A 26,643-nucleotide genomic window follows, 5' to 3' on the forward strand; every position below is an offset into this window, starting at 1 on the left:
GTCAGCCTCGTCCGCCAGGAGAGGGCGCCGCGAGGGGCGCAGGTGCGACGGCGCACGCCGAGCAGGTGCCGGAGAGCTCCATCGTGTGCTCGATGTCGCTGAACCCGTGCGCCGCCCCGACCCGCTCCGCCCAGGCCTCGACCGTCGGGCCGTCGATCTCGACGGTCGCGCCGCACCGGCGGCAGACCAGGTGGTGGTGGTGCTCGCGCCGGGCGCAGCGGCGGTACAGCGCCTCGCCGTCCCCCGTGCGCAGCACGTCCACGTCGCCGCCGTCGGCCAGCGACTGCAGGGTGCGGTACACGGTCGCCAACCCGATCCCCTCGCCGCGGTCGCGCAGGAGCTCGTGCAGCTGCTGGGCGCTGCGGAAGTCGTCGACGCCCGCGAGCACGTCGGCCACCGCGGAGCGCTGCTTCGTCATCCGCTGCATCAGCGGCCACCGCCCCGGATGAGCTCGACGTCGTCGGCGACCTCGGGGTGCGGGTCCGCGAGCTCATGGGCACCGGGACGCCGGGCCATGAGCGGGCGCACGGCCGCCGTCAGGGCGTAGACCGTGATCGCCAGGATGACGATCGTCGCGCCGGGGGAGACGTCCTTCCAGTACGTCACGGCCAGACCGCTGACGCACACCACGGCACCGACGGCCATGGCCGTGCTCATGGTCCGGCGGAACGAGGACGTGACCAGCTGGGCCACGGCCACCGGCACGATCATCAGGGCACTGACCAGCAGCAGGCCGACCACGCGCATCGCGACCGTCACGGTCAGTGCCGCGGTGACGGCGATCGCCAGGTTCAGGGCCCGGACCGGCAGACCCGCTGCGCGCGCGAACTCCTCGTCGTGGCTGACGGCGAACAGCGCCGTGCGCAGCCCGACCCCCACCACCAGGACCAGGAGGCAGAGCACGACGGTCATGGCCAGGTCGCCGGTCGTCACTGTCGAGATCGAGCCGAACAGGTAGCCCATCAGGTTGGCGCTCGTGCCGCCGGCCTGGGAGATGATCAGGACACCGCCGGCGATGCCGCCGTAGAAGAGCAGGGCCAGCGCGACGTCGCCGCTCGTGCGACCGCGCTCGCGAACCACCTCGATCACCACCGAGCCGACCACTGCCGCGACGACAGCGCCCGGGACGGCCAGGACGTCGTCGGGCGCGAGACCCATCCAGCTCCCGACGAGCCATCCGAGCGCGACGCCCGTCAGCGCCACGTGCCCGATGCCGTCGCCGAGCAACGAGAGGTGGCGCTGCACGAGGTAGGTGCCGATCACCGGCGCCGCGAGGCCCACGAGCAGGGCCGCCAGCAGGGCGCGCTGCATGAGCGGGTCGCCGAGCATGCCGGCCAGCTCGTCCCAGATGGTCACGACTTCCACCTCACCGTAGGGGTCATGCCCTCGGGCTCCTCGTCGTCGTGGTCGCCCTCGTGCGGGTGCACGTGCTCGTGCTCCGGTGCGGCGTGCTCCGGTCGCGGTGTGGGTGGGGCGCCGTCGTGCACGACGGCGCCGTGCCGCAGCACCACCGCGCGGCTGACCAGCGGCGCCAGCGCGCCCAGCTCGTGCAGCACGACCAGGATCGTGGTGCCGGCTGCGGCGAGCTCGGCCATGGCGCCCGCGAAGACCTGCTGGCTGGGCAGGTCGACACCGGCGACCGGCTCGTCGAGCAGCAGGAGGTCGGGTTTGCGGACCAGGGCGCGCGCGATGAGCACGCGCTGCTGCTGCCCGCCGGACAGCTCGCGGACCGCGCGGTCGGCGCGTGCGGCCAGTCCGACGGCCGCCAGCGCCTCGAGGGCGCGTGCCCTGGCGTCGCGCGGTGGCAGCAGCCGTCGGCCGTGGATCGTGCCCGAGATCACGACCTCGGTCGCGGTCGCCGGGACGCCGGTGGCCGCGGTCACCCGCTGCGGCACGTAGCCGATGCGGTGCCACGGGACGGTTCGCCCGAGGGGTTGGCCGAGCAGCTCGACGGAGCCCCGTTCCGCGGGTACGACACCGACCAGGGCCCGCACGAGGGTGGACTTCCCCGAGCCGTTGGCGCCGAGGAGTGCGACGACCTCCCCTTCGGCGACCGCGAGGTCGACGTGGTGCAGGATCGGTGAGCCGCCGAGGGTCACGTGCAGGCCCGCTGCCCGGAGTGCGAGGCTCATGCGCAGCCCAACGCCAGCCGGAGGGCGGCGAGGTTCGCGTCCATGGCGTCACGGTAGTCCGTGCCGTCGTCCACCCGGCTCTCGACCGGGTCGAGGACGGCGGTCGTGATTCCCAGGTCTCCGGCGAGGGTCTCGGCGACCTTCGGGTTGACGAGCGTCTCGGTGAACAGGGTCGTCACCTGGTACTCGGTCACCACGGCGCGGATCTCGCGGAGCCGGGCCGGCGAGGGCTCGGACTCCGGGTCGAGCCCGGAGATGCCGACCTGCTGCAGGTCGTAGCGCTCGGCGAGGAAACCGAAGGCGGCGTGCGACGTGACGATCACGCGGCGCTCGCAGCTCGCCAGTCCGGCAGCGATCTCCTCGTCGAGGGCGGTCAGGTCGGCGCCGAGCGCCCGCGCCCCGGCGGCGAAGTCGGCCGCATGGGCCGGGTCGGCCTCGCCGAGGCTCGCCGCGACGTCGACCGCGACGGCCGCCAACAGGGTCGGGTCGAGCCAGAAGTGCGGGTCCCCGGTGGCGTGGGCGTGCCCGTCGTCGGCCGCGGTCGCATCACCGTCGCCGGTGCCGGCCTCGGCGTCGGCCTCGGCGAGGTGCTCGGCGACGGCCGCCGTCGAGGCGGCGTCGACCAGGTTCTGCGGGGTACGGGCGGCGATCGCGTCGTCCACAGCCGGCTGGAAACCAGCCAGGTAGACCACGACGTCGGCGTCCCCGACCTCGCGTACCTGCCGCGGTGAGAGCTCGAGGTCGTGCGGCTCGGCGCCGGGCGGCGTGAGCGAGCTGACCGTGACCAGGTCACCGCCCACCTGCTCGACGACGTACTGCAGGGGGTAGAAGGACGCGAGCACCGTCAGGGCGTCGCCGCCCGGGTCGGCGGCGGTGGATCCGCCCGAGCAGCCGGTCAGGGCGACGGCGCAGGCCACGACCAGGGCGGCGATAGGGGCGCGACGGGAGAGGAACATGAGGATCATTCTCAACAACAATGAGAACCATTGTCAAAGCGAGGCGTTCCGGACGGTCGGGACGAGGGGTCGGTCCGCGTCGCACCGGTAGCCTTGGCCGACGACCGGTGCCGTGCGGCACCGTCGGTCCCGTCCGCGCGAGCCACGTGCGGACCTGCTGAGATCTGGAGTGATCACCCGTGGCTTCGAACCCGTCCCGCCTCGACGCTGTCACGAACCTCGCCAAGCGGCGCGGCTTCGTCTTCCCGTCCGGCGAGATCTACGGCGGCACCCGGTCCGCATGGGACTACGGGCCACTGGGGGTCGAGCTCAAGGAGAACATCAAGCGCCAGTGGTGGCGCTCCATGGTGACCAGCCGCGAGGACATCGTCGGTCTCGACTCGTCGGTGATCCTGCCGCGCCAGGTCTGGGTCGCCTCGGGCCACGTCGGAGTCTTCACCGACCCGCTCACCGAGTGCCTCAGCTGCCACAAGCGGTACCGCGAGGACCAGATGCTCGAGGAGTTCGAGGAGAAGAAGGGCCGGCCGGCCGAGCACGGTCTGGCTGACATCGCCTGCCCGAGCTGCGGCACCCGTGGCCAGTGGACCGAGCCGCGCGACTTCAACATGATGCTCAAGACGTACCTCGGCCCGGTCGAGGACGAGTCCGGGCTGCACTACCTGCGCCCCGAGACCGCCCAGGGCATCTTCGTGAACTTCGCCCAGGTGATGGCGACCTCGCGCAAGAAGCCGCCGTTCGGGATCGCGCAGATCGGCAAGTCGTTCCGCAACGAGATCACGCCGGGAAACTTCATCTTCCGCACGCGTGAGTTCGAGCAGATGGAGATGGAGTTCTTCGTCGAGCCCGGCACCGACGCCGAGTGGCACCAGTACTGGATCGACACGCGCACCGACTGGTACGTGGGCCTCGGCCTGTCGCGGGACAACCTGCGGCTCTTCGAGCACCCGGCCGACAAGCTGTCGCACTACTCGACCCGCACCGTCGACATCGAGTACCGCTTCGGCTTCCAGGGCAGCGAGTGGGGCGAGCTCGAGGGCGTCGCCAACCGCACGGACTTCGACCTCACGACGCACTCCGAGCACTCCGGCACGGACCTGTCGTACTTCGACCAGGTCAAGAACGAGCGCTGGGTGCCGTACGTCGTCGAACCTGCAGCCGGCCTGACCCGCTCGCTGATGGCGTTCCTGGTCGAGGCCTACGCCGAGGACGAGGCGCCCAACACCAAGGGTGGCGTCGACAAGCGCACTGTGCTCAAGCTCGACCCGCGCCTGGCGCCGGTCAAGGCCGCGGTGCTCCCGCTGTCTCGGCACGAGGACCTGTCCCCGGTGGCGCGTGACCTGGCCGCCGAGTTGCGCATGAGCTGGAACGTCGAGTTCGACGACGCCGGCGCGATCGGTCGTCGGTACCGGCGCCAGGACGAGATCGGCACCCCGTTCTGCATCACCGTCGACTTCGAGAGCCTCGAGGACCAGGCCGTCACGATCCGCTCGCGGGACTCGATGGTGCAGGAGCGCGTGAGCCTCGACAAGGTCACCGGGTACCTCGCCGAGCGCCTCGTCGGCGCGTGACCGGCGTCTGATCGGCGCCTGATCGGCATCTGACCGCGCGCGGTGGTCGTCCGGGTCGTCCGGGTCGGACGGGTCGGTCGGTGCTAGGTGCCGGCGTCGCCCAGGTGTGAGTGCCCGTGCGCGGTCGCGTCGCCGGCCGTGTGCCGGTGGGCGTGGCCGGCGGGCTGGGCGGTCACGACGACGGCGGCGATGACAGTGGTCAGCGGGATCGCGAGCACCAGGCCGATGGAGCCGACCAGGGTGCGCGCGATCTCCTCGGCGAACTCCCCGCTGCTGATCGTCTGGAGCAGCGGCAGCTGGTAGACCTGGAGCAGCAGGAGCACCGGCAGCGCCGCACCGGCATAGGCGAAGGCGATCGTGTACACGGTCGAGGCGATGTGGTCGCGGCCGATCCGCATGCCGCGCGTGAACAGCTCACGGCGGGACGCGGTCGGCATCACGCCACGCAGCTCCCAGACGGCCGAGGCCTGCGTGATGGTCACGTCGTTGAGCACGCCGAGCCCCGCGAGCACGACGCCGCACAGGAACAGCCCGCGCAGGGCTGTGCCGTCGAGCTGCCCGGTGAGCATCGCGAGCCGGTAGTTCTCCTCGGTCGCGATGCCGTACAGATGGGCCGAGCGGGCCGCCAGCACGCCCAGCGCCGCCGTGACGGCGAGGCCGGCGAGCGTGCCGAGCAGGGCTGTCGTGGTGCGCCGGGAGAAGCCGTGCGCCAGGTACAGGACGACGAACATGATCGTCGAGGAGCCGACGAGGCCGACGGTCAGCGCATCGCGGCCTTCGAGGAGCGCGGGCAGCATGAAGGTGCCGATCACGACGAAGGCCAGCGCGAGGCCGATCAGGGCGCGGAAGCCCCGCATCCCGGCGACGGCGACCACGACGACGGCGAACGCGGCGGCGAGCACCCCGAGGGGCAGGGTGCGGGAGTAGTCGTGCCAGGCGAACACCTCGGGCTCCAGGTCGGTCGCGAGGTACCGGACCAGCACGACGGTCGTGCCGGGCGGGACGTCTGTCGCGCGGACCAGCGCGGGGGTCCAGACCTCGACGACCTGACCCTTCGCGTCGCCGGAGGTGACAGTGGCCGTGACCCGGGTGCACGCGACGGACTCGGGGATCGTGCCGTCGGGCAGGCGGTCCTCGTTCGCGCCGGGACAGGTCTCGGTCGCGGTGGCCGTGACCCGGGCCGTCGGGTACTCCGACTCGATCGCGATGATCCCGGTCTCGTGCACCTCTCCGGTCGGCCACAGCGCCAGGAGGCCCACCCCCGTCGCGAGCGCCAGCGGGACGAGGATCGCCGCGAGCACGACGGCGATGCGGTCGAGGCGCGGCTGGCGAGACATCCGTCGATCATCCCGTACCGAGCCGCCGGGGAAGGGCGTTCGGCCGGGGATGGGAGAATCGATCCATGACCATGCCGACGGTGCCGACCATGCCGACGGTGCCGACCATGCCGGCCATGCCGGCTGGGGCGTCCACCGCGACAGCGGTGCTGCCGCCGCTGCGGATCGGCCCGATCACGATCGACACCCCGGTCGTGCTCGCCCCGATGGCCGGGGTGACCAACGGCGCCTTCCGACGGCTCTGCCGGGAGCACGGTGCCGGACTCTACGTCGCGGAGATGGTCACGTCCCGTGCGCTGGTGGAGAAGACCTCGGAGTCGCTGCGCATCATCCGGCACCAGTCCGACGAACGACCACGTTCGGTGCAGATCTACGGCGTCGACCCGGCGACGGTCGGCGCTGCGGTGCGGATGCTCGCGCAGGAGGACCGCGCCGACCACGTCGACCTGAACTTCGGCTGCCCGGTGCCCAAGGTCACCCGCAAGGGCGGTGGCGCGGTGCTGCCCTGGAAGCGGGACCTGTTCGCGGCGATCGTGCGCGCAGCGGTCGACGCGGCCGCCCCGTTCGGTGTGCCGGTCACCGTCAAGATGCGCAAGGGCATCGACGAGGACCACCTGACCTACATCGAGGCCGGGCTGACGGCACAGGACGCCGGCGTCGCCGCCGTCGCGCTGCACGCCAGGACGGCGGCCGACTACTACTCGGGAATCGCCGACTGGGAGGCGATCGCCAGGCTCAAGGAGGCCGTGACGGACATCCCGGTGCTCGGCAACGGCGACATCTGGTCGGCGGAGGACGCCCTGGCGATGGTCGCGCAGACCGGCTGCGACGGCGTCGTCGTCGGGCGTGGCTGCCAGGGGCGGCCGTGGCTGTTCGCCGACCTCGCTGCGGCGTTCCACGGCTCGGACGCGAGGGTCCGGCCGGGGCTCGCCGAGGTCGCTCTGGCCGTCCGCCGCCATGCCGAGCTCATGGTCGAGGAGTTCGGCGAGGAGAACAAGGCACTGCGCGAGATGCGCAAGCACATGCCCTGGTACCTCAAGGGGTACGCCGTCGGCGGTCCGCTGCGGGCCCGGCTCGGGCTGGTCGAGACGCTCGCGCACCTGGACGACCTGCTCGCGGAGCTCGACCTGGACCAGCCGTACCCCGGCATCGGCGCCGAGGGGCAGCGTGGCCGGGCCGGCTCGCCGAAGCGGCCGATCCTGCCCTACGGCTGGCTCGACTCGCGTGAGCTGAGCGAGTCGTTCCGGGCGTCGCTGCACGAGGCCGAGCTGAGCGTCTCGGGCGGCTGAGGGTTCCGGTCAGGCGGGAATCGCAGCGCGAGTGCCGTCGTGATCTCGAGGTGGCGCAGCAGGAAGGCGCGCTCGTCGAGCTTCTTGCGTCGCAGCCAGCCGGAGACCTCGTCGTTGCACTTGCTGGCGTTGCACGAGCCGCACGCCGGCGCGATGTTGTCGAGCGTGTAGCGCCCGCCGCGGGAGAGCGGCAGCACGCAGTCGCGCTGCAGCGGCTTGTCGGTCGCGCCGCAGTACGCGCAGCCGCCCCACGCCGCCTTGAGAGCGGTCCACTGCTCGTCGCTGAGGTTGTGCTCGACGTGGTCCATCCGGCGCTTGCGTCTGCGGGCGGCCCTTGCCCTGCGCGTTCGGGTGACCGCCATCTTCCCAGCGTAGGCACCCTGCCTCGACCTCGGGCCTCGCCGAGCCGAGCCGCGTCTGCGTACGCTTGCAGGCGGCGCCTGCCGGTGCCGTGCCCCGATGACGTGGAGAGCGGCCCCGTGCTCACGACCTCCCGGCGCCCCGTCGGGCTGACGGCCGTCGTGGCGACGGTGGCCCTGGCCCTCGGCGCCTGCACGCGGGCACCGGATCCCGGTCCGAGCGCATCGACCGACGCGATGCCGACGGCGTCGGCGTCCGGGACCGCCGGAACAGCCGGGACCGGCGGGACCACCCGCGACGTCGGCGTCCAGCTGTTCCAGTGGACCTGGGACGCGATAGCGGCCGAGTGCACCGACGCGCTCGGCCCGGCCGGCTACGGCTGGGTGCTCACCTCGCCGCCGCAGGAGCACGTCCTCGGGGCGGAGTGGTGGACCGCATACCAGCCGGTCAGCCACCGGATCGAGTCCCGGCTGGGCAGCCGCGAGGAGTTCGCCGCGATGGTCGCCACCTGCGACGCAGCCGGGGTCGAGGTGCTCGCCGACGCCGTGGTCAACCACATGGCCGGCCAGGACGCGCCCGGGATCGGCTGGGCGGGCAGCCCGTACGAGCACTACGAGTACCCGGGCCTGTACTCGGATGCCGACGGCGACTTCCACCACTGCGACCTCAACCCCGCCGACGACATCGTGCGGTACGACAACGCCCTCGAGGTGCAGACCTGCGAGCTGGTCAACCTCGCCGACCTCGCGACCGAGACCGACCACGTGCGCGCGACGATCGTCGCCTACCTGCAGGATCTGCTGTCCCTCGGGGTGGCCGGCTTCCGGATCGACGCCGCCAAGCACATGCCGGCTCAGGACGTCGCGGCGGTCGTCGCCGAGCTCCCGGCGGGCACGCGCATCCTGCAGGAGGTGATCGCGGCGGACGGTGAGCCGATCCAGCCCGAGGACTACCTCGACAACGGCGCCGTCTTCGACTTCGGCTACGGGCGCGACCTGCGCGGGTACGTCGGGGGCGGCTCGGTCGGCCACGTGCTCGAGCTGGGCACCGGTGCCTCGGCCCTGCCCAGCGACCAGGCCGTCGTCTTCGTCGACAACCACGACACCGAGCGCAACGACTCGACGTTCATGTACCTCGACGGCGAGGACTACGCCCTGGCGAACGTGCTCATGCTCGCCGGTGACTACGGGACGCCCGTCGTGTACTCCGGCTACTCCTTCCGTGACCGCGACGCCGGTCCCGCGCAGGACGCCGGCGGTGCGGTGCTGGACGCCTCGTGCGGGCCCGACGTCGGTCCGCAGACCACGTACGACGAGGATGCCTGGGTGTGCCAGCACCGGTGGCCGGCGATCGCCGGCATGGTCGGCTGGCGGAACGCGGTGGGCGACGCGCCGGTGACCGACGTGTTCACCGAACGCCGGGTGGTCGCCTTCGGGCGTGGCGACCGCGGGTTCGTCGCAGCCAACGGTGGGGCGCTCGAGGCCGAGCACACGATCCCGACGTCGCTCGCGCCCGGCGCGTACTGCGACGTGATCACCGGCGGCCTCGTCGACGGGGTGTGTATGGGGGAGACCGTGACGGTCGACCAGGACGGCACGGTCACGATCGTCATCCCGGCCGGCGGCGCGGTCGCGATCCAGGTCGGGGCGCGCACGTCCGGATAGTGTCCGGGCATGAGCCGGGGCTGGGACGTGGGTGGGCGTCGCGCGGCCGACCGTGTGGAGGTCGAGCTCGTCGAGTGGCCCGACGGCGATCAGGTGCACCACGTCGGCGCGCTGGATGACAGCGCGTCGGCGGCGTCCAGCGGACCGGTGACCGGCGGACCGGCGACCGGCGACCTCGGGCCGGAGCCCGGACCCCGACGCAGGCGGACGGCGGTCCGCTGGGCCGTCGGGCTCACCGTCGTCGTGGTCGTCGTGGTGGCCGCGAACGTCGCTGAGGCGCGCCGTCACGAGGCCCATGCCGCAGTGCTGGCCGAGCTCCCGTGGATCGTGGCACCCATGCCCGAGCCGCTGACCGAGCAGTGGCGGGTCTCGGGTTCCTGGGTGGCCGGCGAGGCCGGTGGGCTCCTGCTGATCACCGATGACGCGGGTGGCGTGGTCGCCGTCGACCCGGAGACCGGCCTGGTCAGGTGGACGCATGCGCCGACCGCCGACGGGGGGACCGGGAACACGTACTGCAGTCCCGTCGCAACCGGTGCGGGCAACGATCCCGTCGGGCTCCGTGATCTGGCCGGCTCGTTCGACCCGTCCGCGACGATCGTCCTGTGCCAGCCGTACGGCGGCGTCGTCGACGAGGACGCGAACGGGACCGGAGCGCGCACCGTCTCTGCCCTCGAACCCAGCACGGGTGAGTCGATGCTGTCGGTCGAGATCGCCGGTGCCCTGCTCGACACCTTCGTGGTCGGCGACGGCCTCGTCGTCGCCTCCAGCACCCCGGGCGACCACCTCCGGCTGCAGCGCTGGGAGCTGGGCACCGGCACCGAGAGCTGGAGCGTCGAGGACGCTGCGCCCCTCGTGTGGGCGGGGGGCTACCTCCGGGAGCGCTACCGGGTCGGCGACGCCCTGGTCGTCGAAGGGCAGGAGACCACGGTGGCCCGCTCCCTGGTCACCGGGCAGGGGATCGACCCTGTTCCGGCGCGGGACCTCTCGGACAGCCTCGGGACCTACGCGTTGCCCGACGGTGGGGTCGTGACCTGGGACTACACCGCTGATGGTCCTGGTTCCGGCCATGTCGCCGACGCCGACGGGGTCGTGCGCTACGAGCTCCCGGGGCCGGCCGTGATGCCCGCGGTGGCCGACGGCACGGTCTCGGACGTGCTCCTCGTCCGGGACACCGGATACACCACCTTGATCGCCCTGGACGTGCGCACGGGTGAGGAGCTCTGGCGCTCCGAGAGCGGGGGATTCGTCCGGGCCCAGATCGACGGTGTGCTGGTGACCGGCGGCTTGGCGGTGGTTCGGGCGATCAAGGTGACGGACGGCAGCGTCCTGTGGGAGTCCGCGATCGACGGGGTGGTCCGGCTCGACGGGGTCAGTGACGGGGCGGTGGTCCTGGTGGTCGTCGCGGAGGGCGGTTCGAGCCACCTCGCCGCCCTTGATCTCACCGACGGCACGGAGGTCTGGCGCGGGCCGGTACCGACCGGGACGATCATGGTCGGTGCCGTCGGCGGCCACGTCATCGCCTCCACCGGCGACGAGGTCATCGGCCTCGGCTGATGCCGGTAGTGTCCCGGCCATGCGAAGGCGCTGGTCATCGGGTGCGGGACGGCCGGACGGCGTGGAGGTCGAGCTCGTCGAGTGGCACGACGACGGCCCGGAGGGCAGCGAGCCGTCGGACGGTGGCCCGCGGCCCGGTGCGCCGGGTGAGCCCGGTGAGCCCGGTGAGCCGGGCGGGCTGACGACCGGCTCCGTCGGGCCAGGACCTTGGCGTGGCCGGAGAGCCGTGCGCTGGGGTGCCGGGCTCGCCGCCGTGCTCCTTCTCGTCGTGGTGGTGAACGTCGTCGAGGCGCGCCGGGATGCGGCCCGCGCTGCGGCGCTGGAGGGAGTCCGCGGGCTCGTGGCCCCCATGCCCGAGCCGCTGACCGAGATCTGGCGCCACCCCGGCAGCTGGCCGGTGGGGGAGGTCGACGGGCTGCTCCTGGTGGCCGGCGTCGAGGGTGGGGTCACCGCACTGGATCCCTCGACCGGGGACGTGCGGTGGTCCTGGACCGGGACCTCGGTACCCGGAGCCGGCTGGTGCGGCATCGAGCTGCTCGCCGACCCGTCCTGGACCACCCTGTCCGACCTGTACCTGGCGTCGGTTCCCGACGTCGGGTCGTCGGTCGTGCTGTGCAGAGGCAGCGGGGCCGAGACGGTCGTGGACGACGCGGCCGACGCGTCGACGGGGGTCACCCTGGTCGATCCCGCCACGGGTGCCGAGCTCTTCACGGTGGAGGCGCCCGGGGAGCAGCTCGGCATCCAGGTGGTCGCCGGTGGCCTGATCGTCACGACGGCGCTCCCGGACCGTCGGGTGCGGTTCGAGCGCTGGGACGTCAGCACCGGCGAGCCGAGCTGGGCGCTGACGAGCGCTCAGCCCGTGCTGGGGGAGGACGGAGTCGTGGTCGAGCGCTACCAGGTCGTGCAGGACACGTTGATCATTGCTGGTGAGGGCACGGTGGCCGTGTCCCTGGCGACCGGCCAGGAGGTCGACCCGGCCTCGGTGCCGGATGCGCCGTACCTCGTGCTGGAGACCCCTCTGGATGGCGCGACCGCGACCTGGGAGTTCGAGTCGGACGGTTCCGGGTCGGGTCGGGTGACGAACCCCGACGGCACGGTGCGATTCGACCTGCCCGGCCCGGTCTGGACGCCGCCGACCGCCGACGGTCCGGCGGCTGACGTCCTGCTGGTCGCCGAGCAGGTCGGTGGTGGTCTGCGCGCGCTCGACCTGAGCACCGGTGCGGAGCTCTGGTCGCGCCCGCAGGCGATGGTCGTCCTCGTGGTCGACGACGTCGCGGTCGTCAGCGACGGGTTGACGCTGTCCGCCGTCCGGCTGACCGACGGCGAGACCGTGTGGGAGGTCGCCGTCGATCCTCAGTTCCAGGTGACGGGTGTGACGGACGGTGACGTCGTCCTGGCGGCGGTTCTCGAGGGTGGCGTGAGCCACCTCGTCGCGCTCGCCCTGGTCGACGGCGAGGAGATCTGGCGCAGCGACCTCGCGGTCGGCGGCTACCAGGCCTCAGCCTTCGGCGGCCACGTGGTGGTCCAGAACGGGAGCGAGCTCATCGGCTACGGCTGACCGGCCGATGACCTGCGCGGCTCAGGTCAGCCGCGCCCACACTGTCGTGTCCGGCGGGACCAGGACGGCGTCGTCGTCGGCCAGCGGCAGGTCCTGCGAGGCGTGCAGCAGGGTGAGGTCGGCGGGTACCCGCAGCATGTCCGGGCCGAAGTTGGTCACGACCAGGACGTCGCGGTTCATGAAGGCGATGACCGAGTCCTTCGCGGTGCTCGGCAGGCCGTCGACCCAGGCGAGCGACCCCGACCCGAGCCGGAACTCCCGGCGCAGGCACAGGGCCGACCGGTAGACCTCGTAGGTGGACCCGGGCACGCCGTGCTGCACATCCGCGGCGTACCGGGCGAAGGACGTCGGCTGGGTCAGCCACGTCGTGCCCGTGGGGGAGAAGCCGAGGCCCGGCGCGGTGGCGGACCACGGCAGCGGGACGCGGCAGCCGTCGCGCCCGCGCTCGGTGTGGTCCGAGCGCCACCAGGTCGGGTCCTGGCGCTCGTCGTCGTCCAGGCTGGTGTGCTCGGGCAGGCCGAGCTCCTCGCCCTGGTAGAGGTAGGCCGAGCCGGGCAGCGCCAGCATCATCAGGGTCGCCGCACGCGCGCGCCGCAGACCGAGCTCCTCGTCGGGCTGCGGGTCGCCCGCCCCGATCCCGTTCGGCTTGGACCCGGCGACCGCCAGGCCGAGCCGGGACGTGTGCCGGACGACGTCGTGGTTGGACAGCACCCAGGTGGTCGGCGCACCGACGGCGTCGTTGGCGCCGAGAGACGCGGTGACGACAGCACGGAAGGCCGGGGCGGACCACAGCGTGGTGAGGAAGGGGAAGTTGAAGGCCTGCTGCATCTCGTCGGGCCGGACGTACGCAGCCAGGCGGGTCAGTGGTTCGACCCAGGCCTCGGCGACCAGGGCGCGGTCGCCGTCGTACTCGGCCAGCACCCGGTGCCAGGACCGGTAGACGTCGTGCACGCCGTCCTGGTCCCACATCGGCCCGAGGTTGCCGGCACCGGTCGAGCCGTCCTCCGAGCCTGCCGTCCCCTCGTGCGCACCGTCGATCATCGACGAGGTGCCGTCCCAGTCGGGCAGGCCCGCCGCCTTGACCATGCCGTGTGCGACGTCGACCCGGAAACCGTCGACGCCACGGTCGAGCCAGAAGCGCAGCACGCTCTCGAACTCGTCGCGAACCTCGGGGTTCGTCCAGTCGAGGTCCGGCTGGGTGCTGTCGAACAGGTGCAGGTACCACTGGCCGGCGGTCCCGTCGGGCTCGGTGATCCGGGTCCACGCCGTGCCGCCGAAGACCGAGGTCCAGTTGTTCGGTGGCTGGCTGCCGGCTGCGCCCTTGCCGTCGCGGAAGAGGTAGCGCGCGCGCTCGACGCTGCCCGGCGCTGCCGCCAGGGCCGCCTGGAACCAGGCGTGCTCGGTGGACGTGTGGTTCGGCACGAGGTCCACGATCACCCGGATGCCGAGGCGGTGCGCCTTGGTGAGCATCGCGTCGAAGTCGTGGAGCGTGCCGAACAGCGGGTCGACGTCGCGGTAGTCGGCGACGTCGTAGCCGGCGTCGTGCTGGGGGGACCGGTAGAACGGCGAGAGCCAGATGGCGTCGACACCGAGCCGTCCGAGGTGCTCGAGCCGGTCCGTGATGCCGGGCAGGTCACCGATGCCGTCGCCGTTGCCGTCGGCGAACGAGCGTGGGTACACCTGGTAGATCACCGCGGTGCGCCACCACTCGGCGGCCCCGGACGTCGTGGGGTGCACCAGGATCGTCGTGGTGGACGCCTGGCTCGGGGTGAGGGGGACGGTGGTGGTCACAACGATCCAGTCTGTCGCGGTTCTCGGGCTGGAGTGCCCCGTACGGCGTCCGTCGGCTCCCGGGCAGCACGGAGCGCGGCGCCGGGCGACCCTGCTCGACGGCGGGTCGAGCTCTCAGGGTAGGACGGGCACCGGTCCGGTGGAGCCTCGGACGATCAGCTCGGGGTGGAAGAGCAGCTCGGTCCGCGAGACCTTGGCGCCACGGATCTCCGAGACGAGGGCGCTGACGGCGGCCTTGCCCATCCCGCTGACGGGCTGGCGCACAGTCGTCAGGGGCGGGTCGGTGAATGCGATCAGCGGGGAGTCGTCGAAGCCGACGACCGACAGGTCCTCCGGGACCTTCAGGCCGCGGGCACGGGCGGCCCGGATCACGCCGAGGGCCATCAGGTCCGAGCCGCAGATGATCGCCGTGTGCCCCTGGCTGATCAGCTCGGCACCGGCAGCCTGGCCGCCCTCGACGGTGAACAGCGTCGTGACGATGTGCTCGGCTGCTCCTTCGGGCGGGCTGCGTCTGGCGAGGGCGGCGGTGAAGGCCGCAACCTTCCGCTTGGCGGGGATGTACCGGTCCGGGCCGATCGCCAGGCCGATGCGCTGGTGGCCGAGCGAGGTCAGGTGGCGCATGGCGAGATCGACGGCGACGGCGTCGTCGGTGGAGACCGACGGTGCGTCGACGCCTTCGGCATACCCGTTGACGAGCACCATCGGCAACCCTCGGCTGCGCAACCGGTGGTACCGGTCGAAGCTCGCCGTGGTGTCCGCGTGCCGGCCGGAGACGAAGACGATCCCGTCGACGCCGTGCTCGATCAGCATCTCGACGTACTCGTCCTCGGTCGTCCCGCCCGGGGACTGGGTGCACAGCAGCGGTGTGTAGCCGCGGTCGGAGAGCGTGGTCTCGATCGCCTGGGCCAACGCGGGGAAGACGGGGTTGTCGAGCTCGGGGACGATCAGGCCGATGAGGCCCTCGGAGCGGGTCCGCAGCTTCTCGGGTCGGTCGTAGCCCAGGACGTCGAGCGCCGCGAGAACCGCCTTCCGGGTCTCGGCGGCGACGCCGGCCTTCCCGTTGAGCACCCGGGAGACGGTGGCCGTGCTGACACCGGCTTGCTCGGCAAGGTCCTTCAGGCGTGTGCGCACGTGCGGCAGCGTAGAGGACACCAGCACCTCCTCGTGGTGGACCGTCCGGGTTCGACGCAGGTTGCGCGCAACCGTTGCCTGAAAGTTACCGCAAGCGCTTGCAGAAAGGCCAGCGGGAGGGTTAGCGTCGCGTCATCAGGGCCAGGGTCGGCGGTGCTCCGCCGGCTGAGGCCGGTGACACGACTCGTTTGGAGAATCCCCGATGCGACGGAGCATCCCGATGATTGCGGTGGCCCTTGGCGCCGCACTCACCCTTACCGCCTGTGGCGGTTCTGCCGAGGAGCCGGAGGAGACTGCTGCTCCCGAGGCCACGACCGAGGAGACCGCGGCACCGGCCGACGCCGGCACGCTGACGGTGTGGGTCGACGAGACCCGGCAGGAGGCTGTCGCGGCCGCCGCGGCCGCGTTCGAGGAGGAGACCGGCACCACTGTCGAGCTCGTCCTGAAGAACTTCGACGACATCCGCGCGGACTTCGTCGCGCAGGTCCCGACCGGTGAGGGCCCCGACATCACCGTCGGTGCGCACGACTGGCTGGGCGAGCTGACCAGCAACGGCGTGGTTGCGCCGCTCGAGCTGGGCGACAAGGCGGCCGAGTTCGAGCCCGTCGCCGTCGATGCCTTCACGTACGACGGCCAGGTCTACGGCCTGCCGTACGCGATCGAGAACATCGCGATCATCCGCAACACCGCCCTGGCCGACTCCACCCCGGCGACCTGGGACGAGATGATCGCCAAGGGCCAGGCGGCCGGCACGAAGTACCCGTTCCTCGTCCAGGTCGGCGAGACCGGTGACGGCTACACGCTGTACCCGCTGCAGACCTCCTTCGGCGCACCGGTCTTCACCCAGGCCGAGGACGGCTCCTACACCTCCGAGCTCGCGCTCGGCGGGGCCGGCGGCACCGCGTTCGCCGACTTCCTGGCGGCGCAGGGCGCGGCAGGCATCCTGTCCACCTCGATGACCTACGACATCGCCGTCGCGGCGTTCGCCGCCGGTGAGTCGCCGTACATCCTCGGCGGGCCGTGGATGCTCAGCTCCTTCGAGGGTCTCGACCTCGCGATCGACCCGGTCCCGAGCGCGGGCGGTCAGCCGGCTCAGCCGTTCACCGGTGTGCAGGGCTTCTACATCAGCGCTCAGAGCGAGAACCAGATCCAGGCCACCGACTTCCTGACCAACTACATGGCCACCGAAGAGGCACAGATCGCGCTGTACGAGGCCGGCGACCGCACCCCGGCGCTGACCGCTGCGGCTGACACCGTCTCGGCCGACCCGATCGCGGCCGGCTTCCGGGCCGCTGCCGCGAGCGCTGTCCCGATGCCGTCCATCCCCGAGATGGGTTCGGTGTGGTCCTTCTGGGGCACCACCGAGGCCGGCATCATCTCCGGCACGATCGCCCCGGCCGACGGCTGGGCGAAGATGGCCGCGGACATCCAGGCCGCCATCGACGCAGCCTGAGCCTCACCCGAGGCGCTACATGACAGCCGTGGCGCGCAGCCGGAGAACCTCCGGCTGCGCGCCACGCGCATGATTCCGCCACGGCGAGCCAAGGACGGCGCCGTGGGGCACGATCAGTACGGGACCGCAAGGGTGCGGGCCCGCTCGAAGCCACGGAGGATTCGATGAGCTCCCCCCAGGTCCCGCAGGTCGAGTGGACGACGGACCCCCCAGAACAGCGCCGGATCGACGTGTCGCACGCCCGGACGTATTCGCGGGGCTTCTTCGCCAAGCTCGTGATCCTGGGTGTGATCGACGCTCTCGGCGTCTACGTCGCGATGGCAGCACTCGCCCAGGAGTCCTACGGGATCATGTGGGTGATGATCGGGCTGCTGGTCGTGGCCAACTGGGTGTACTTCACCAAGCGGGCCCTCCCGCTGAAGTACATGCTCCCCGGGCTGGCCTTCCTGGTCATCTACCAGGTCTTCACGATCGGCTACACCGGCTACGTCGCGTTCACCAACTACGGCGACGGGCACAACTCGACCAAGTCGCACGCGATCGAGGCCCTGCTCATCCAGAACGAGAAGCGGGTCGAGGGCAGCGCGTCCTACCCGCTGGCGGTCGTCGAGGGCGACTCGGGTCTCGGGTTCGCGATCATCGACGGTGACACCGTCCGCGTCGGCACGGCCGAGCAGCCGATGGTCGAGGCCCCCGGCGCCGTGGTGACCGACGGCGCGGTCGCGCAGGTGCCCGGCTACGAGGTGCTGGCCCGGGCGGACGTCCTGCAGCGGCAGGACGAGGTGACCACGCTGCGCGTCGGCTACTCCGAGGACGCCGAGGACGGCTCGATCCGGACCCAGGACGCCCGCAACGGCTACGTCTACCGCTCGATCATGGTCTACGACGAGGCCGCCGACACGCTGACCGACACCGACACCGACACCGCGACGGTCTACACCCCGAACGACAACGGGCAGTTCCAGGCGTCGGACGGGACGGTCCTGCCGGTCGGCTGGCGGGTCGCTGTCGGGTTCGACAACTTCACGAAGGCTTTCGGGGACGCCCGCTACTCCACGCCGTTCTTCAAGGTGCTCGCGTGGACCTTCGTCTTCGCCGTCCTGTCGGTCGCGATCACGTTCTTCCTCGGCCTGTTCTTCGCGATCACGCTGAACGACGAGCGGATCAAGGGCCGGCGCATCCTGAGGTCGCTGCTGATCCTGCCGTACGCGTTCCCCGCGTTCATGTCCTTCCTGCTCTGGCGCGGCATGCTCAACCGGGACTACGGGTTCATCAACACGGTCCTGCTCGGCGGCGCCGACCTGAACTGGCTCGGTGATCCGTGGCTGGCGAAGCTCGCGGTGCTCGGGGTCCAGCTCTGGGTCGGCTTCCCGTACATGTTCCTGATCTGCACCGGCGCGCTCCAGTCGATCCCCGGCGAGCTCGTCGAGGCCGCGAAGATCGACGGTGCGGGGCGCTTCCGGCTCTGGCGGTCGATCACCCTGCCGCTGCTCCTGGTCGCGGTGGCGCCGCTGCTCATCTCCTCGTTCGCCTTCAACTTCAACAACTTCAACATCATCGAGATGATCACCGAGGGGAACCCCAGGTTCGCCGATGCCTCGGTGCCGGTCGGGGCGACCGACATCCTCATCACGATGGTCTACTCGGTCTCCGGCCTGGACGGTGGCGCGGCCAAGAACTTCGGGCTGGCCAGCGCGTTGTCGATCGTCATCTTCATCATCGTGGCGACCATCTCGGTGATCAGCTTCAAGAGGACCCGCGCGCTCGAGGAGATCAACTGACATGGCTACCGAGACCGTGAACCTGTCCACCCGGCGCGGTGGCGGATCGACTGCTCCCACGATCCACCCGCAGCAGGCCATGAGTGCCAAGCGCTGGTGGAGCGAGCTGGGCTGGCGCTACGTCGTGGCCGCTGTCGCAGTCGTCTATGCGGCATTCCCGATCCTCTACGTCGTGTCCGCGTCCTTCGCCTCGAGCGGCACGCTCACCGGCTCGAACAAGCTCTTCGGCACCATCACGGGGTCGAACTACGCCGCCCTGAACGAGACGCGCTTCTGGGACTGGGTCCTCAACACGCTGTTCATCGCCACGGTCACAGCGGTCGGGACCACCTTGATGGGCGCCGCTGCGGCCTACGCGTTCTCCCGGTTCAGGTTCACCGGGCGCCGCGTGGGCCTGACCAGCCTGCTGGTGATCCAGATGTTCCCGCAGCTCCTGGCCTTCGTCGCGGTCTTCCTGCTGCTGCTCGCGCTCGGCAACGTCGTGCCGGTCCTCGGCCTCAACTCCCAGATCGCACTGATCATGGTGTACCTGGGTGGGGCGCTCGGCGTGAACACGTTCCTGATGTACGGCTTCTTCAACACCGTGCCCAAGGAGCTCGACGAGGCCGCCAAGATCGACGGGGCGACCCACTCCCAGATCTACTGGACGATCATCCTGCGCCTGGTCGCGCCGATCCTCGCGGTCGTCGCGCTGCTGTCCTTCATCAGCTCCTTCTCGGACTTCCTGCTGGCCAAGCTGATCCTGCAGTCCGAGGAGCACTGGACGCTCGCGGTCGGGCTCTACCAGTGGGTCTCCGACCGGCTGTCGGCCAACTGGGGCCTGTTCGCGGCAGGTGCTGTGATCAGTGCGATCCCGGTCGTCCTGCTGTTCATCTTCCTGCAGAAGTACATCGTCGGCGGCCTGACGGCCGGATCCGTCAAGGGATGACGGCCGAGCACCTGCTCGGCGGAGCGCACCACGACGGGAGCGAGCTGTTCGTCCCGCAGGGCACGCCTGCGCTCGGCGACGTCGTCCCGGTCCGGGTGCGGGTGCCCGCGTCCGGCACCGAGCGCGGCGTCCACCTGCGCTCGGTCCGTGACGGCGAGCCGCACGTGGTGCCGGCCCGCCTGGAGCGGGCGGACGAGCACGAGCGCTGGTACGTGGCCGAGCTGGCGGTCGACAACCCGGTGACCGGGTACCGGTTCCTGCTCGACGAGCCGGGCGGCTACCGGTGGCTCAACGGTCGTGGCCTGCACGGCAGGGACGTGCCCGACGCCGCGGACTTCCGGGTCACGACGCACCAGCCGGCCCCGGCGTGGGCCTGCGACGCCGTTGTCTACCAGGTCTTCCCGGACCGCTTCGCACGGTCGGGCACGCCGCGGCAGCTGCCCGCCTGGGCCGAGCCGGCCGCATGGGACGACGAGCCGGTCGGGTCCGGCCCGAGCACCCCCCGGCAGCTCTACGGCGGCGACCTGCTCGGGATCGAGCAGCACCTGGACCACCTGCAGCGGCTGGGCGTCGACGTCCTGTACCTCACGCCCTTCTTCCCGGCGGGCTCCAACCACCGCTACGACGCGAGCACCTTCGAGCACGTCGACCCGCTGCTCGGCGGTAACCAGGCGCTGGCCTCGTTGTCCCGCGCGGTGCATGCGCGGGGGATGCGCATCATGGGTGACCTGACGACCAACCACACCGGCGCCGGTCACGAGTGGTTCACCACGGCTCAGCTGGACCGGGCCGGCGCGGAGGCGACCTTCTACTACTGGCAGGACGACGGGGAGCCCGTCGGGTGGCTCGGCCACCGGAGCCTGCCGAAGCTCGACCACGCTGCGCCCGGGCTGCGGGCGCGGATGGTCGAGGGCCCTGGCTCGGTCGTCGAGCGCTGGCTCCAGGAGCCCTTCGCGCTCGACGGCTGGCGGATCGATGTGGCGAACATGACCGGGCGGTACGGCGACGTCGACCTGACGCACGTGGTGGCCCGGACGATCCGGGCGACGATGCGGGCGGCGAAGCCCGAGGCGCTGCTGGTCAGCGAGCACTTCCACGACGCCGGTGCCGACCTGTCCGGCGACGGCTGGCACGCGAACATGAACTACTCCGGCTTCACCCGCCCGGTCTGGGGCTGGCTCGCCCCTCGGGTCCCCGAGCGCCAGGTGCTCGGCCTGCCGGTGCCCCTGGCGCGGCGGTCCGGCGCGGCGACGGTCGCCTCGATGCGGGACTTCGCCGCCGTCGTCCCGTGGTCCGTCACCGCTCATCAGTGGAACCTGCTGGGCTCGCACGACACACCGCGGATCCGGACCATGGTCGGTGACCCGGCGACGGTCGAGGTCGCTGTCGGCCTGCTCATGACCTTCCCCGGTACACCGGTGGTCTTCGCCGGTGACGAGCTCGGGGCGACCGGGACGAACGGCGAGCACGCGCGGGTGCCGATGCCGTGGGACCGGCCCGACCGTTGGGACGACGCCACCTTCGAGGTCTACCGGTCGCTGATCGCGGTGCGCCGGGCATCCCGGGCGCTCCGCGAGGGTGGCCTGCGCTGGGTCGTGGTGGACGACGACGCACTCGTCTTCCTGCGCGAGACCCTCGACGAGCGGGTGCTGGTGGCCGTCGCGCGTGACCCGTGGGCCGGCGTGACCCTGCCGCGGGAGCTGCTGAGGCACGGCTCCACGCCCGAGACCCTCTACGGCCACGACCTGACCGTCGCCGATGCGCTGCGCGTCCCCGGCGCTGGTCCGGGCGTCGGCGTCTGGCGTCTCGCGTGAACGGCCCCGTCATCGGCCCCGTCTTCGGCACGGAGCTCGTCGCGGATCTCCGCCGGCTCGGGGTCCGCGAGGGCGGCGTCCTGCTCGTGCACGCGAGCCTCGCGAGCCTCGGCTGGGTCGTCGGTGGCGAGCAGACAGTCGTCACCGCGCTCGAGGAGGCGGTCGGTCCGGCGGGCACCCTCGTCATGCCCAGCCAGTCCTGGCAGCTGTGCGATCCCGCGTACCTGCGCGATCCGCGGATCGGTGAGCAGTGGAGGGACCGGGTCCGGGCGGCGCTGCCGGTCTACGACCCTGCCTGGACACCCACCAGGAGCATGGGCGCCGTCGTCGAGGCCCTGCGGACCCAGCCCGGGACGCTGCGCAGCGCGCACCCGCACCGGTCGTTCGTCGCGCGCGGCCCGGCGGCCGCCGCGATCGTGGCCCGGCACGACCTGGACGACCCGGTCGGTGCGGGCTCACCGCTGGCCGTGGTCGAGTGGCTCGACGGCCAGGTCCTGCTGCTCGGCGTCGGCCACGACAAGAACACCTCCCTGCACCTGGCCGAGGCCCGCAGCGGCCTGCACCTGCCGCGGGTGGCCAACGGCGCTCCCCTCCTGGTGGACGGCGAACGGCGCTGGGTCACCTTCGACGAGCCCGAGGTGGACGATGCGGACTTCCTCGCGGTCGGCGCCGCCTTCGCCGGATCGGGCGGCCAGCGCACCGGCACGGTCGGGGCGGCCGACGCCGCCCTGATGGGGCAGGCGGAGCTGATCGCGTTCGCAGCGCGCTGGTTCGCCGGCAACCGGCGGGCCGGGTAGGTGCCGGCGCGCGGCGCACCCCGCCTGGCGATGTCGTGGGCTCCGGTGGCTAGGGTTGACCGCGTGCCAGCATCGACGGATCGCCAGGGGCGCGCCCCGGCGGGCGTGTACACCGAGGCCGACCGTCAGCGCTGGCTCGACGAGGCCCCGAAGAGCGAGCAGCGGACCCCCTTCGAGCGGGACCGCGCGCGCATCCTGCACTCCTCGGCGCTGCGCCGTCTCGGCGCCAAGACCCAGGTGCTCGGTCCGGCCAGCGACGACTTCGTCCGCACCCGGCTGACGCACACCCTCGAGGTCGCCCAGGTCGGTCGTGAGCTCGGCAAGGCACTCGGCTGCGACCCCGACGTCGTGGATGCCGCGTGCCTCGCGCACGACCTCGGCCACCCGCCCTTCGGGCACAACGGGGAGCGTGCACTGGCGGAGGTCAGCGCCGGCATCGGCGGCTTCGAGGGCAACGCGCAGACCCTGCGGCTGCTCACCCGGCTCGAGCCCAAGGTGACCGACCCGGTGACCGGGCGAGCCGTCGGGCTCAACCTGACCCGCGCAAGCCTCGACGCGTCAGTGAAGTACCCGTGGACGGCACCGGCGGCACCGCTGCGACCCGACGGGTCGCGGTCGGTGAAGTTCGGCGTCTATGCCGACGACGCCGAGGTCTTCGCCTGGCTCCGCCAGGGCGCCCCCGACCGGGTGCGGTGCCTCGAGGCCCAGGTGATGGACCTGGCGGACGACGTCTCGTACTCGGTGCACGACGTCGAGGACGCGGTCGTGGGCGGTCGTCTGGACCTCGAGGTGCTCGGCGACGCCGAGACCCGCGTACGCGTCGCCGGTGAGGTGCACGCCTGGTACGGCAACGTCGTGGAGACCGGCGAGCTGCTGGACGCCATGGTGCGGCTGGCGGCGACGGGCTCCTGGGTGCGCGGCCACGACGGTTCCCGGCGCGCGCTGGCGGCCCTCAAGGACATGACCAGCCAGCTCATCGGCCGGTTCTGCGGTGCGGCGATCGAGGCGACCCGCGCGGTGTACGGCCCCGGTGAGCTGACCCGCTACGACGCCGAGCTCGTGGTGCCCGTCCCGACCCTCGCGGAGATCCTCGCCCTCAAGGGCCTCGCCGTGACGTATGTCATGGCGCCGCGCGAGCAGGAGCCGCTCTACCGCCGCCAGCGCGAGATCATCGCCGACCTCGTCGGGGTGCTCGCCGACCGGGCGCCGGTCGCCCTCGAGACGCCCTTCGCTGCCGACTGGGAGGCGGCCGGCGACGACGCGGCACGGTTGCGGGTCGTGGTGGACCAGGTCGCCTCGCTCACCGACGTCAGCGCTGCCGAGTGGCATGCGCGCATGGTCCACCCGCCCCGGCGCTGACCGTCCTCGGTGCGGGTCGGACGCACCGCCTAGACTCACGCCCGTGGCAGGACGGATCCGACGCGAGGACGTGGCGACCGTTCGCGAGCGTGCGCGGATCGAGGACATCGTCGGCGAGCACGTGACGCTCAAGCCGGCCGGCGTCGGGTCCATGAAGGGCCTGTGCCCCTTCCACGACGAGCGCTCGCCCTCGTTCCACGTCCGTCCCCAGGTCGGCCTGTGGCACTGCTTCGGCTGCTCGGAGGGCGGCGACGTCATCTCCTTCCTGCAGAAGATCGACGGCATGGGCTTCACCGAGGCCGTCGAGCACCTCGCGGCGCGGGTCGGCGTCCAGCTGAGGTACGAGGAGGGCGGTGCGGCTCGGCCCGGCGAGGAGCCAGGTCGCCGGCAGCGGATGCTCGAGGCGCACCGGGCCGCTGCGGCGTTCTACGCCGAGCAGATGCTCACGGCCGAGGCAGCGACCGGCCGGACGTTCCTCGCCGAGCGTGGTTTCGACCGGCAGGCGGCCGAGCAGTTCGGCGTCGGTTACGCGCCCCAGGGCTGGGACCACCTGATGCGGCACCTGCGCGGCCGCGGGTACACCGAGCCGGAGCTGACCTCGACCGGGCTGATGAGCCAGGGCAACCGGGGCATGTACGACCGGTTCCGGGGGCGTCTGGTCTGGCCCATCCGGGACGTCACGGGCGACGTCGTCGGGTTCGGGGCGCGCAAGCTGTTCGAGGACGACCAAGGCCCCAAGTACCTCAACAGCCCCGAGACGGTGCTCTACAAGAAGGCGCAGGTGCTCTACGGGATCGACCTCGCCAAGCGCGAGATCGCCAGGTCCAAGCAGGTCGTGGTCGTCGAGGGCTACACCGATGTGATGGCTGCGCACCTGTCCGGTGTGCCGACGGCCGTCGCGACCTGCGGGACCGCCTTCGGCTCGGACCATGCGCGCATCGTGCGGCGGCTGGTGGGGGACACCTCCGTGGGCGGCGGCGTGCAGCTCGCCTCCGGCGCCTCCGTCGGCGGCGAGATCATCTTCACCTTCGACGGCGACGCGGCCGGTCAGAAGGCTGCTCTGCGCGCCTTCGGTGAGGACCAGAAGTTCTACGCGCAGACCTTCGTCGCGGTCGAGCCGGGCGGGATGGACCCGTGCGAGCTACGCCAGGCCAAGGGTCCGGAGGCCGTCCGCGCCCTGGTCGCGGGACGCCAGCCGCTGTTCGAGTTCGTCATCCGGTCCACGATCCGCGCGCACGACCTGAACACCGTCGAAGGCAGGGTCAACGCGCTCCGTGCCTCGGCACCCATCGTCGCGGACATCCGGGACGCCGCCCTGCGGCCCGAGTACGCACGCATGCTGGCCGGTTGGCTCGGGATGGACTCCGAGAGCGTCCGCCAGGCCGTCGTGACGGCAGGGCGCACCCTGGGGACGGTCCAGCGCCAGGACGGCTCCCGTCCGGCCGGACGCCGTGGCGAGTCGGCCATGCCGGGGCCGGGCGAGCGGCCCGACAGCGGTCCTGGCGGCGCCGCAGGCCAGCGCGGCCAGAGCCCGCAGCGCGGTGAGCGACTGATCGCGCCGGACCGCGCCGACCCGGTCGCGCGACTCGAGCGCAACGCCCTGGAGGCCGTGCTCCAGCACCCCGGGGTGATCGACGCCGCCACCTTCGACGCCCTGGCGTCGGACGCGTTCATGGTCCCGGCGTTCCGTGCCGTGCACGAGGCGATCCGGGCCGCAGGCGGGTTGACGGCCGCCGCCCAGGGCCCTGGGGCCGACGACGCGGCACGGTCCCTGGCGTGGGTCGAGCGGGTGCGTGAGGAGGCTGCCGCGCCCGTCGAGGGCCTCGTGACCGAGCTCGCGGTCACCCCGCTGCCGGAGGACCGGCCGGATGCGCTGGACGACTACGTGCGCGGTGTCGTCAACGCCCTCGTCGACCTCGGTCTGACCCGGCAGATCGCCGACAGCCGCGGGCGGCTGCAGCGGATGGACCCCGTCGTCGACGCCGAGGCGTACCAGGCTGCCTTCGCCGAGCTGGTCGCCCTCGAGGGCCGCCGACGGGCCCTGCGCCACACCGACTGATCAGCCGTTCCGCACTCAGCCGTTCCGCGCCGCGACCGCGGCCGCGAGCTGGTCGACGACGTCATCGAGACCCCACGGCAAGGACAGGGCGGTCGGCGGCGAGACCGAGGCGATGCGCTCGGCGCCGACGAGTCGTGCGACAGCACCGCTGCTGAGCTGCGGCATCACCTGCGCGTACGGGGCGTCGAGGAACCCCTGCAGCTCCTCCGGGGTCGTGCCGTAGGCGACGAGGACGTCGCTCGTGAGCTCGTCGAGGCGCTCGTAGCTCAACGTGAAGTAGAACGGCGACTCGTCGGTGTCGAGGGTGTCGACGGCCGGGGCGTTCTCGAAGCCCAGGTCCAGCATGAACGCCACCCGTGGGTCCTCGTCGGCATAGACGTAGAAGGTGCTGCCCACGTCCCAGACCGCCGCCAGGGTCAGGCCCTCGAACTCCGGGTGCTCGCCGCGGTGCCGGGCGACCTGCTGGTCGATGTCCGCCAGCACCTCCTGTGCCTTGTCGTCCAGGCCCAGCGCCTGCCCGGTGATCGTCACGACCTCGCGCCACGGCGTGGACCACGGCTCGTCGGGGTAGGCGACGACGGGCGCGATCGCGCTCAGGGTCGCGTACTGCTCCTGCGTGAGGCCGGAGTACTGGGCGAGGATCACGTCCGGCTCGGCCGCGGCGATCTCCTCGAACGGCACGTCCTCGCCGGTGTCGGGCAGGACGGTCGGGACCTCGTCGCCGGCATCCTCGAGCGCCTCCCTGATCCACGGCAGCACCCCCTGTGCGTCCCCGCCGTAGGCCTGGAAGGGGATCGCGACCGGCGTGACACCGAGCGCCACGACGGCATCGGTCGAGCCCCAGCCCCAGGTGACGACACGTTCCGGCGCGTCCTCGATCGTCGTCGAGCCGAAGGCGTGCTCGATGGTGACCGGGAAGGTGCCCTCCTCGGCCGTGGGCTCGACCGGCGTCTCGTCCTCGGCGGTGCCGGTGCACCCGGCGAGGAAGAGGGTCGAGACGGTGGCGGCAAGGGCGATCTGCCGACGACGCGCAGGTGTCCGAGCAGGTGTCACGGGGTTGCTCCTGGGGTGAGGGTCGGGCGCGCCGGGCAGACGGCCAGGCGGTGGCCCGC

General features: G+C 72.0%; 21 protein-coding genes. 12 read left to right on the forward strand and 9 right to left on the reverse strand.

What is annotated here, in order from left to right:
• Position 1: 1 nt before the first annotated feature.
• The 4 genes from K415_RS0115225 to K415_RS0115240 are packed head-to-tail and all read right to left on the reverse strand — an operon-like array spanning position 2 to position 3,088.
• A complete protein-coding gene (locus tag K415_RS0115225; protein ID WP_024287905.1) occupies positions 2 to 427 on the reverse strand; it encodes a Fur family transcriptional regulator in 426 nt (141 codons plus the stop codon).
• A complete protein-coding gene (locus K415_RS0115230) occupies positions 427 to 1,356 on the reverse strand; it encodes a metal ABC transporter permease (protein ID WP_024287906.1) in 930 nt (309 codons plus the stop codon). The genes K415_RS0115225 and K415_RS0115230 overlap by 1 nt, the downstream gene beginning before the upstream one ends.
• On the reverse strand, positions 1,353 to 2,132 hold the full coding sequence (locus K415_RS0115235) for a metal ABC transporter ATP-binding protein (RefSeq protein ID WP_024287907.1): 780 nt from the start codon (positions 2,130 to 2,132) through the stop codon (positions 1,353 to 1,355). Before K415_RS0115235 ends, K415_RS0115230 begins: the two co-directional genes overlap by 4 nt.
• Complete coding sequence (locus tag K415_RS0115240) at positions 2,129 to 3,088, reverse strand: metal ABC transporter solute-binding protein, Zn/Mn family (RefSeq protein WP_024287908.1); 960 nt, start codon at positions 3,086 to 3,088, stop codon at positions 2,129 to 2,131. The genes K415_RS0115235 and K415_RS0115240 overlap by 4 nt, the downstream gene beginning before the upstream one ends.
• 179 nt (positions 3,089 to 3,267) lie before the next feature.
• On the opposite strand from K415_RS0115240, the gene K415_RS0115245 reads away from it, so the two are divergent.
• Positions 3,268 to 4,656, forward strand: coding sequence for a glycine--tRNA ligase (locus K415_RS0115245; RefSeq protein ID WP_024287909.1), 1,389 nt, complete (start codon positions 3,268 to 3,270; stop codon positions 4,654 to 4,656).
• A gap of 83 nt (positions 4,657 to 4,739) precedes the next feature.
• On the opposite strand, the gene K415_RS0115250 is transcribed toward K415_RS0115245, so the two are convergent.
• Entirely contained in the window at positions 4,740 to 5,993 is a 1,254-nt protein-coding gene (locus K415_RS0115250; protein WP_024287910.1) for a YibE/F family protein, read from the reverse strand.
• 116 nt (positions 5,994 to 6,109) lie between these two features.
• Between K415_RS0115250 and dusB the strand changes: the two genes are divergently transcribed.
• Positions 6,110 to 7,282, forward strand: a complete 1,173-nt coding sequence (dusB, locus tag K415_RS0115255; protein WP_029663896.1) for a tRNA dihydrouridine synthase DusB — start codon at positions 6,110 to 6,112, stop codon at positions 7,280 to 7,282.
• Here dusB and K415_RS0115260 read toward each other — a convergent pair.
• Entirely contained in the window at positions 7,198 to 7,644 is a 447-nt protein-coding gene (locus tag K415_RS0115260) for an HNH endonuclease (protein ID WP_197024745.1), read from the reverse strand. The genes dusB and K415_RS0115260 overlap by 85 nt on opposite strands.
• 117 nt (positions 7,645 to 7,761) lie before the next feature.
• On the opposite strand from K415_RS0115260, the gene K415_RS0115265 reads away from it, so the two are divergent.
• From K415_RS0115265 to K415_RS0115275, 3 genes are read left to right on the forward strand one after another with little or no spacing between them, the layout of a single operon-like run.
• On the forward strand, positions 7,762 to 9,306 hold the full coding sequence (locus tag K415_RS0115265) for an alpha-amylase family protein (protein ID WP_231494914.1): 1,545 nt from the start codon (positions 7,762 to 7,764) through the stop codon (positions 9,304 to 9,306).
• A gap of 9 nt (positions 9,307 to 9,315) precedes the next feature.
• Positions 9,316 to 10,860: a PQQ-binding-like beta-propeller repeat protein gene (locus tag K415_RS0115270; protein ID WP_024287914.1), complete on the forward strand. Its 1,545-nt coding sequence runs from the start codon at positions 9,316 to 9,318 to the stop codon at positions 10,858 to 10,860.
• 19 nt (positions 10,861 to 10,879) lie between these two features.
• Positions 10,880 to 12,418, forward strand: a complete 1,539-nt coding sequence (locus tag K415_RS0115275; RefSeq protein ID WP_081785064.1) for a PQQ-binding-like beta-propeller repeat protein — start codon at positions 10,880 to 10,882, stop codon at positions 12,416 to 12,418.
• A 21-nt stretch (positions 12,419 to 12,439) separates the two neighbouring features.
• Here K415_RS0115275 and K415_RS0115280 read toward each other — a convergent pair whose 3' ends face one another.
• Together K415_RS0115280 and K415_RS0115285 are read right to left on the reverse strand one after the other, a co-directional pair.
• The gene (locus tag K415_RS0115280; RefSeq protein ID WP_024287916.1) at positions 12,440 to 14,209 is read right to left on the reverse strand and encodes a glycoside hydrolase family 13 protein; all 1,770 of its coding nucleotides are present in this window, start codon (positions 14,207 to 14,209) and stop codon (positions 12,440 to 12,442) included.
• A gap of 114 nt (positions 14,210 to 14,323) precedes the next feature.
• Positions 14,324 to 15,340 (reverse strand): LacI family DNA-binding transcriptional regulator, encoded by a 1,017-nt coding sequence (locus tag K415_RS0115285; protein WP_231494915.1) that lies wholly within the window; start codon positions 15,338 to 15,340, stop codon positions 14,324 to 14,326.
• Positions 15,341 to 15,542: 202 nt separating this feature from the next.
• On the opposite strand from K415_RS0115285, the gene K415_RS0115290 reads away from it, so the two are divergent.
• The 7 genes from K415_RS0115290 to dnaG all read left to right on the forward strand — a co-directional run bounded on the left by K415_RS0115290 (position 15,543) and on the right by dnaG (position 25,531).
• Positions 15,543 to 16,793, forward strand: coding sequence for an extracellular solute-binding protein (locus K415_RS0115290; protein ID WP_024287918.1), 1,251 nt, complete (start codon positions 15,543 to 15,545; stop codon positions 16,791 to 16,793).
• 164 nt (positions 16,794 to 16,957) lie between these two features.
• Positions 16,958 to 18,574 carry an ABC transporter permease subunit gene (locus K415_RS0115295; RefSeq protein ID WP_024287919.1) on the forward strand — a complete coding sequence of 539 codons (1,617 nt, stop codon included), beginning with the start codon at positions 16,958 to 16,960 and terminating at the stop codon, positions 18,572 to 18,574.
• Between the two features lies 1 nt (position 18,575).
• Entirely contained in the window at positions 18,576 to 19,502 is a 927-nt protein-coding gene (locus tag K415_RS0115300; RefSeq protein WP_024287920.1) for a sugar ABC transporter permease, read from the forward strand.
• Positions 19,499 to 21,316, forward strand: coding sequence for a glycoside hydrolase family 13 protein (locus tag K415_RS0115305; protein ID WP_024287921.1), 1,818 nt, complete (start codon positions 19,499 to 19,501; stop codon positions 21,314 to 21,316). The genes K415_RS0115300 and K415_RS0115305 overlap by 4 nt, the downstream gene beginning before the upstream one ends.
• Positions 21,313 to 22,113, forward strand: coding sequence for an aminoglycoside N(3)-acetyltransferase (locus K415_RS0115310; RefSeq protein WP_024287922.1), 801 nt, complete (start codon positions 21,313 to 21,315; stop codon positions 22,111 to 22,113). The genes K415_RS0115305 and K415_RS0115310 overlap by 4 nt, the downstream gene beginning before the upstream one ends.
• A 30-nt stretch (positions 22,114 to 22,143) precedes the next feature.
• A complete protein-coding gene (locus tag K415_RS0115315; protein ID WP_029663902.1) occupies positions 22,144 to 23,472 on the forward strand; it encodes a deoxyguanosinetriphosphate triphosphohydrolase in 1,329 nt (442 codons plus the stop codon).
• A 43-nt stretch (positions 23,473 to 23,515) separates the two neighbouring features.
• Entirely contained in the window at positions 23,516 to 25,531 is a 2,016-nt protein-coding gene (gene dnaG, locus K415_RS0115320; RefSeq protein WP_024287924.1) for a DNA primase, read from the forward strand.
• A gap of 15 nt (positions 25,532 to 25,546) precedes the next feature.
• Here dnaG and K415_RS0115325 read toward each other — a convergent pair whose 3' ends face one another.
• Positions 25,547 to 26,584: an iron-siderophore ABC transporter substrate-binding protein gene (locus K415_RS0115325; RefSeq protein ID WP_051480604.1), complete on the reverse strand. Its 1,038-nt coding sequence runs from the start codon at positions 26,582 to 26,584 to the stop codon at positions 25,547 to 25,549.
• Positions 26,585 to 26,643: the final 59 nt, after the last annotated feature.

The sequence above is a fragment of the Cellulomonas sp. KRMCY2 genome, assembly GCF_000526515.1.
GTDB lineage: Bacteria > Actinomycetota > Actinomycetes > Actinomycetales > Cellulomonadaceae > Actinotalea.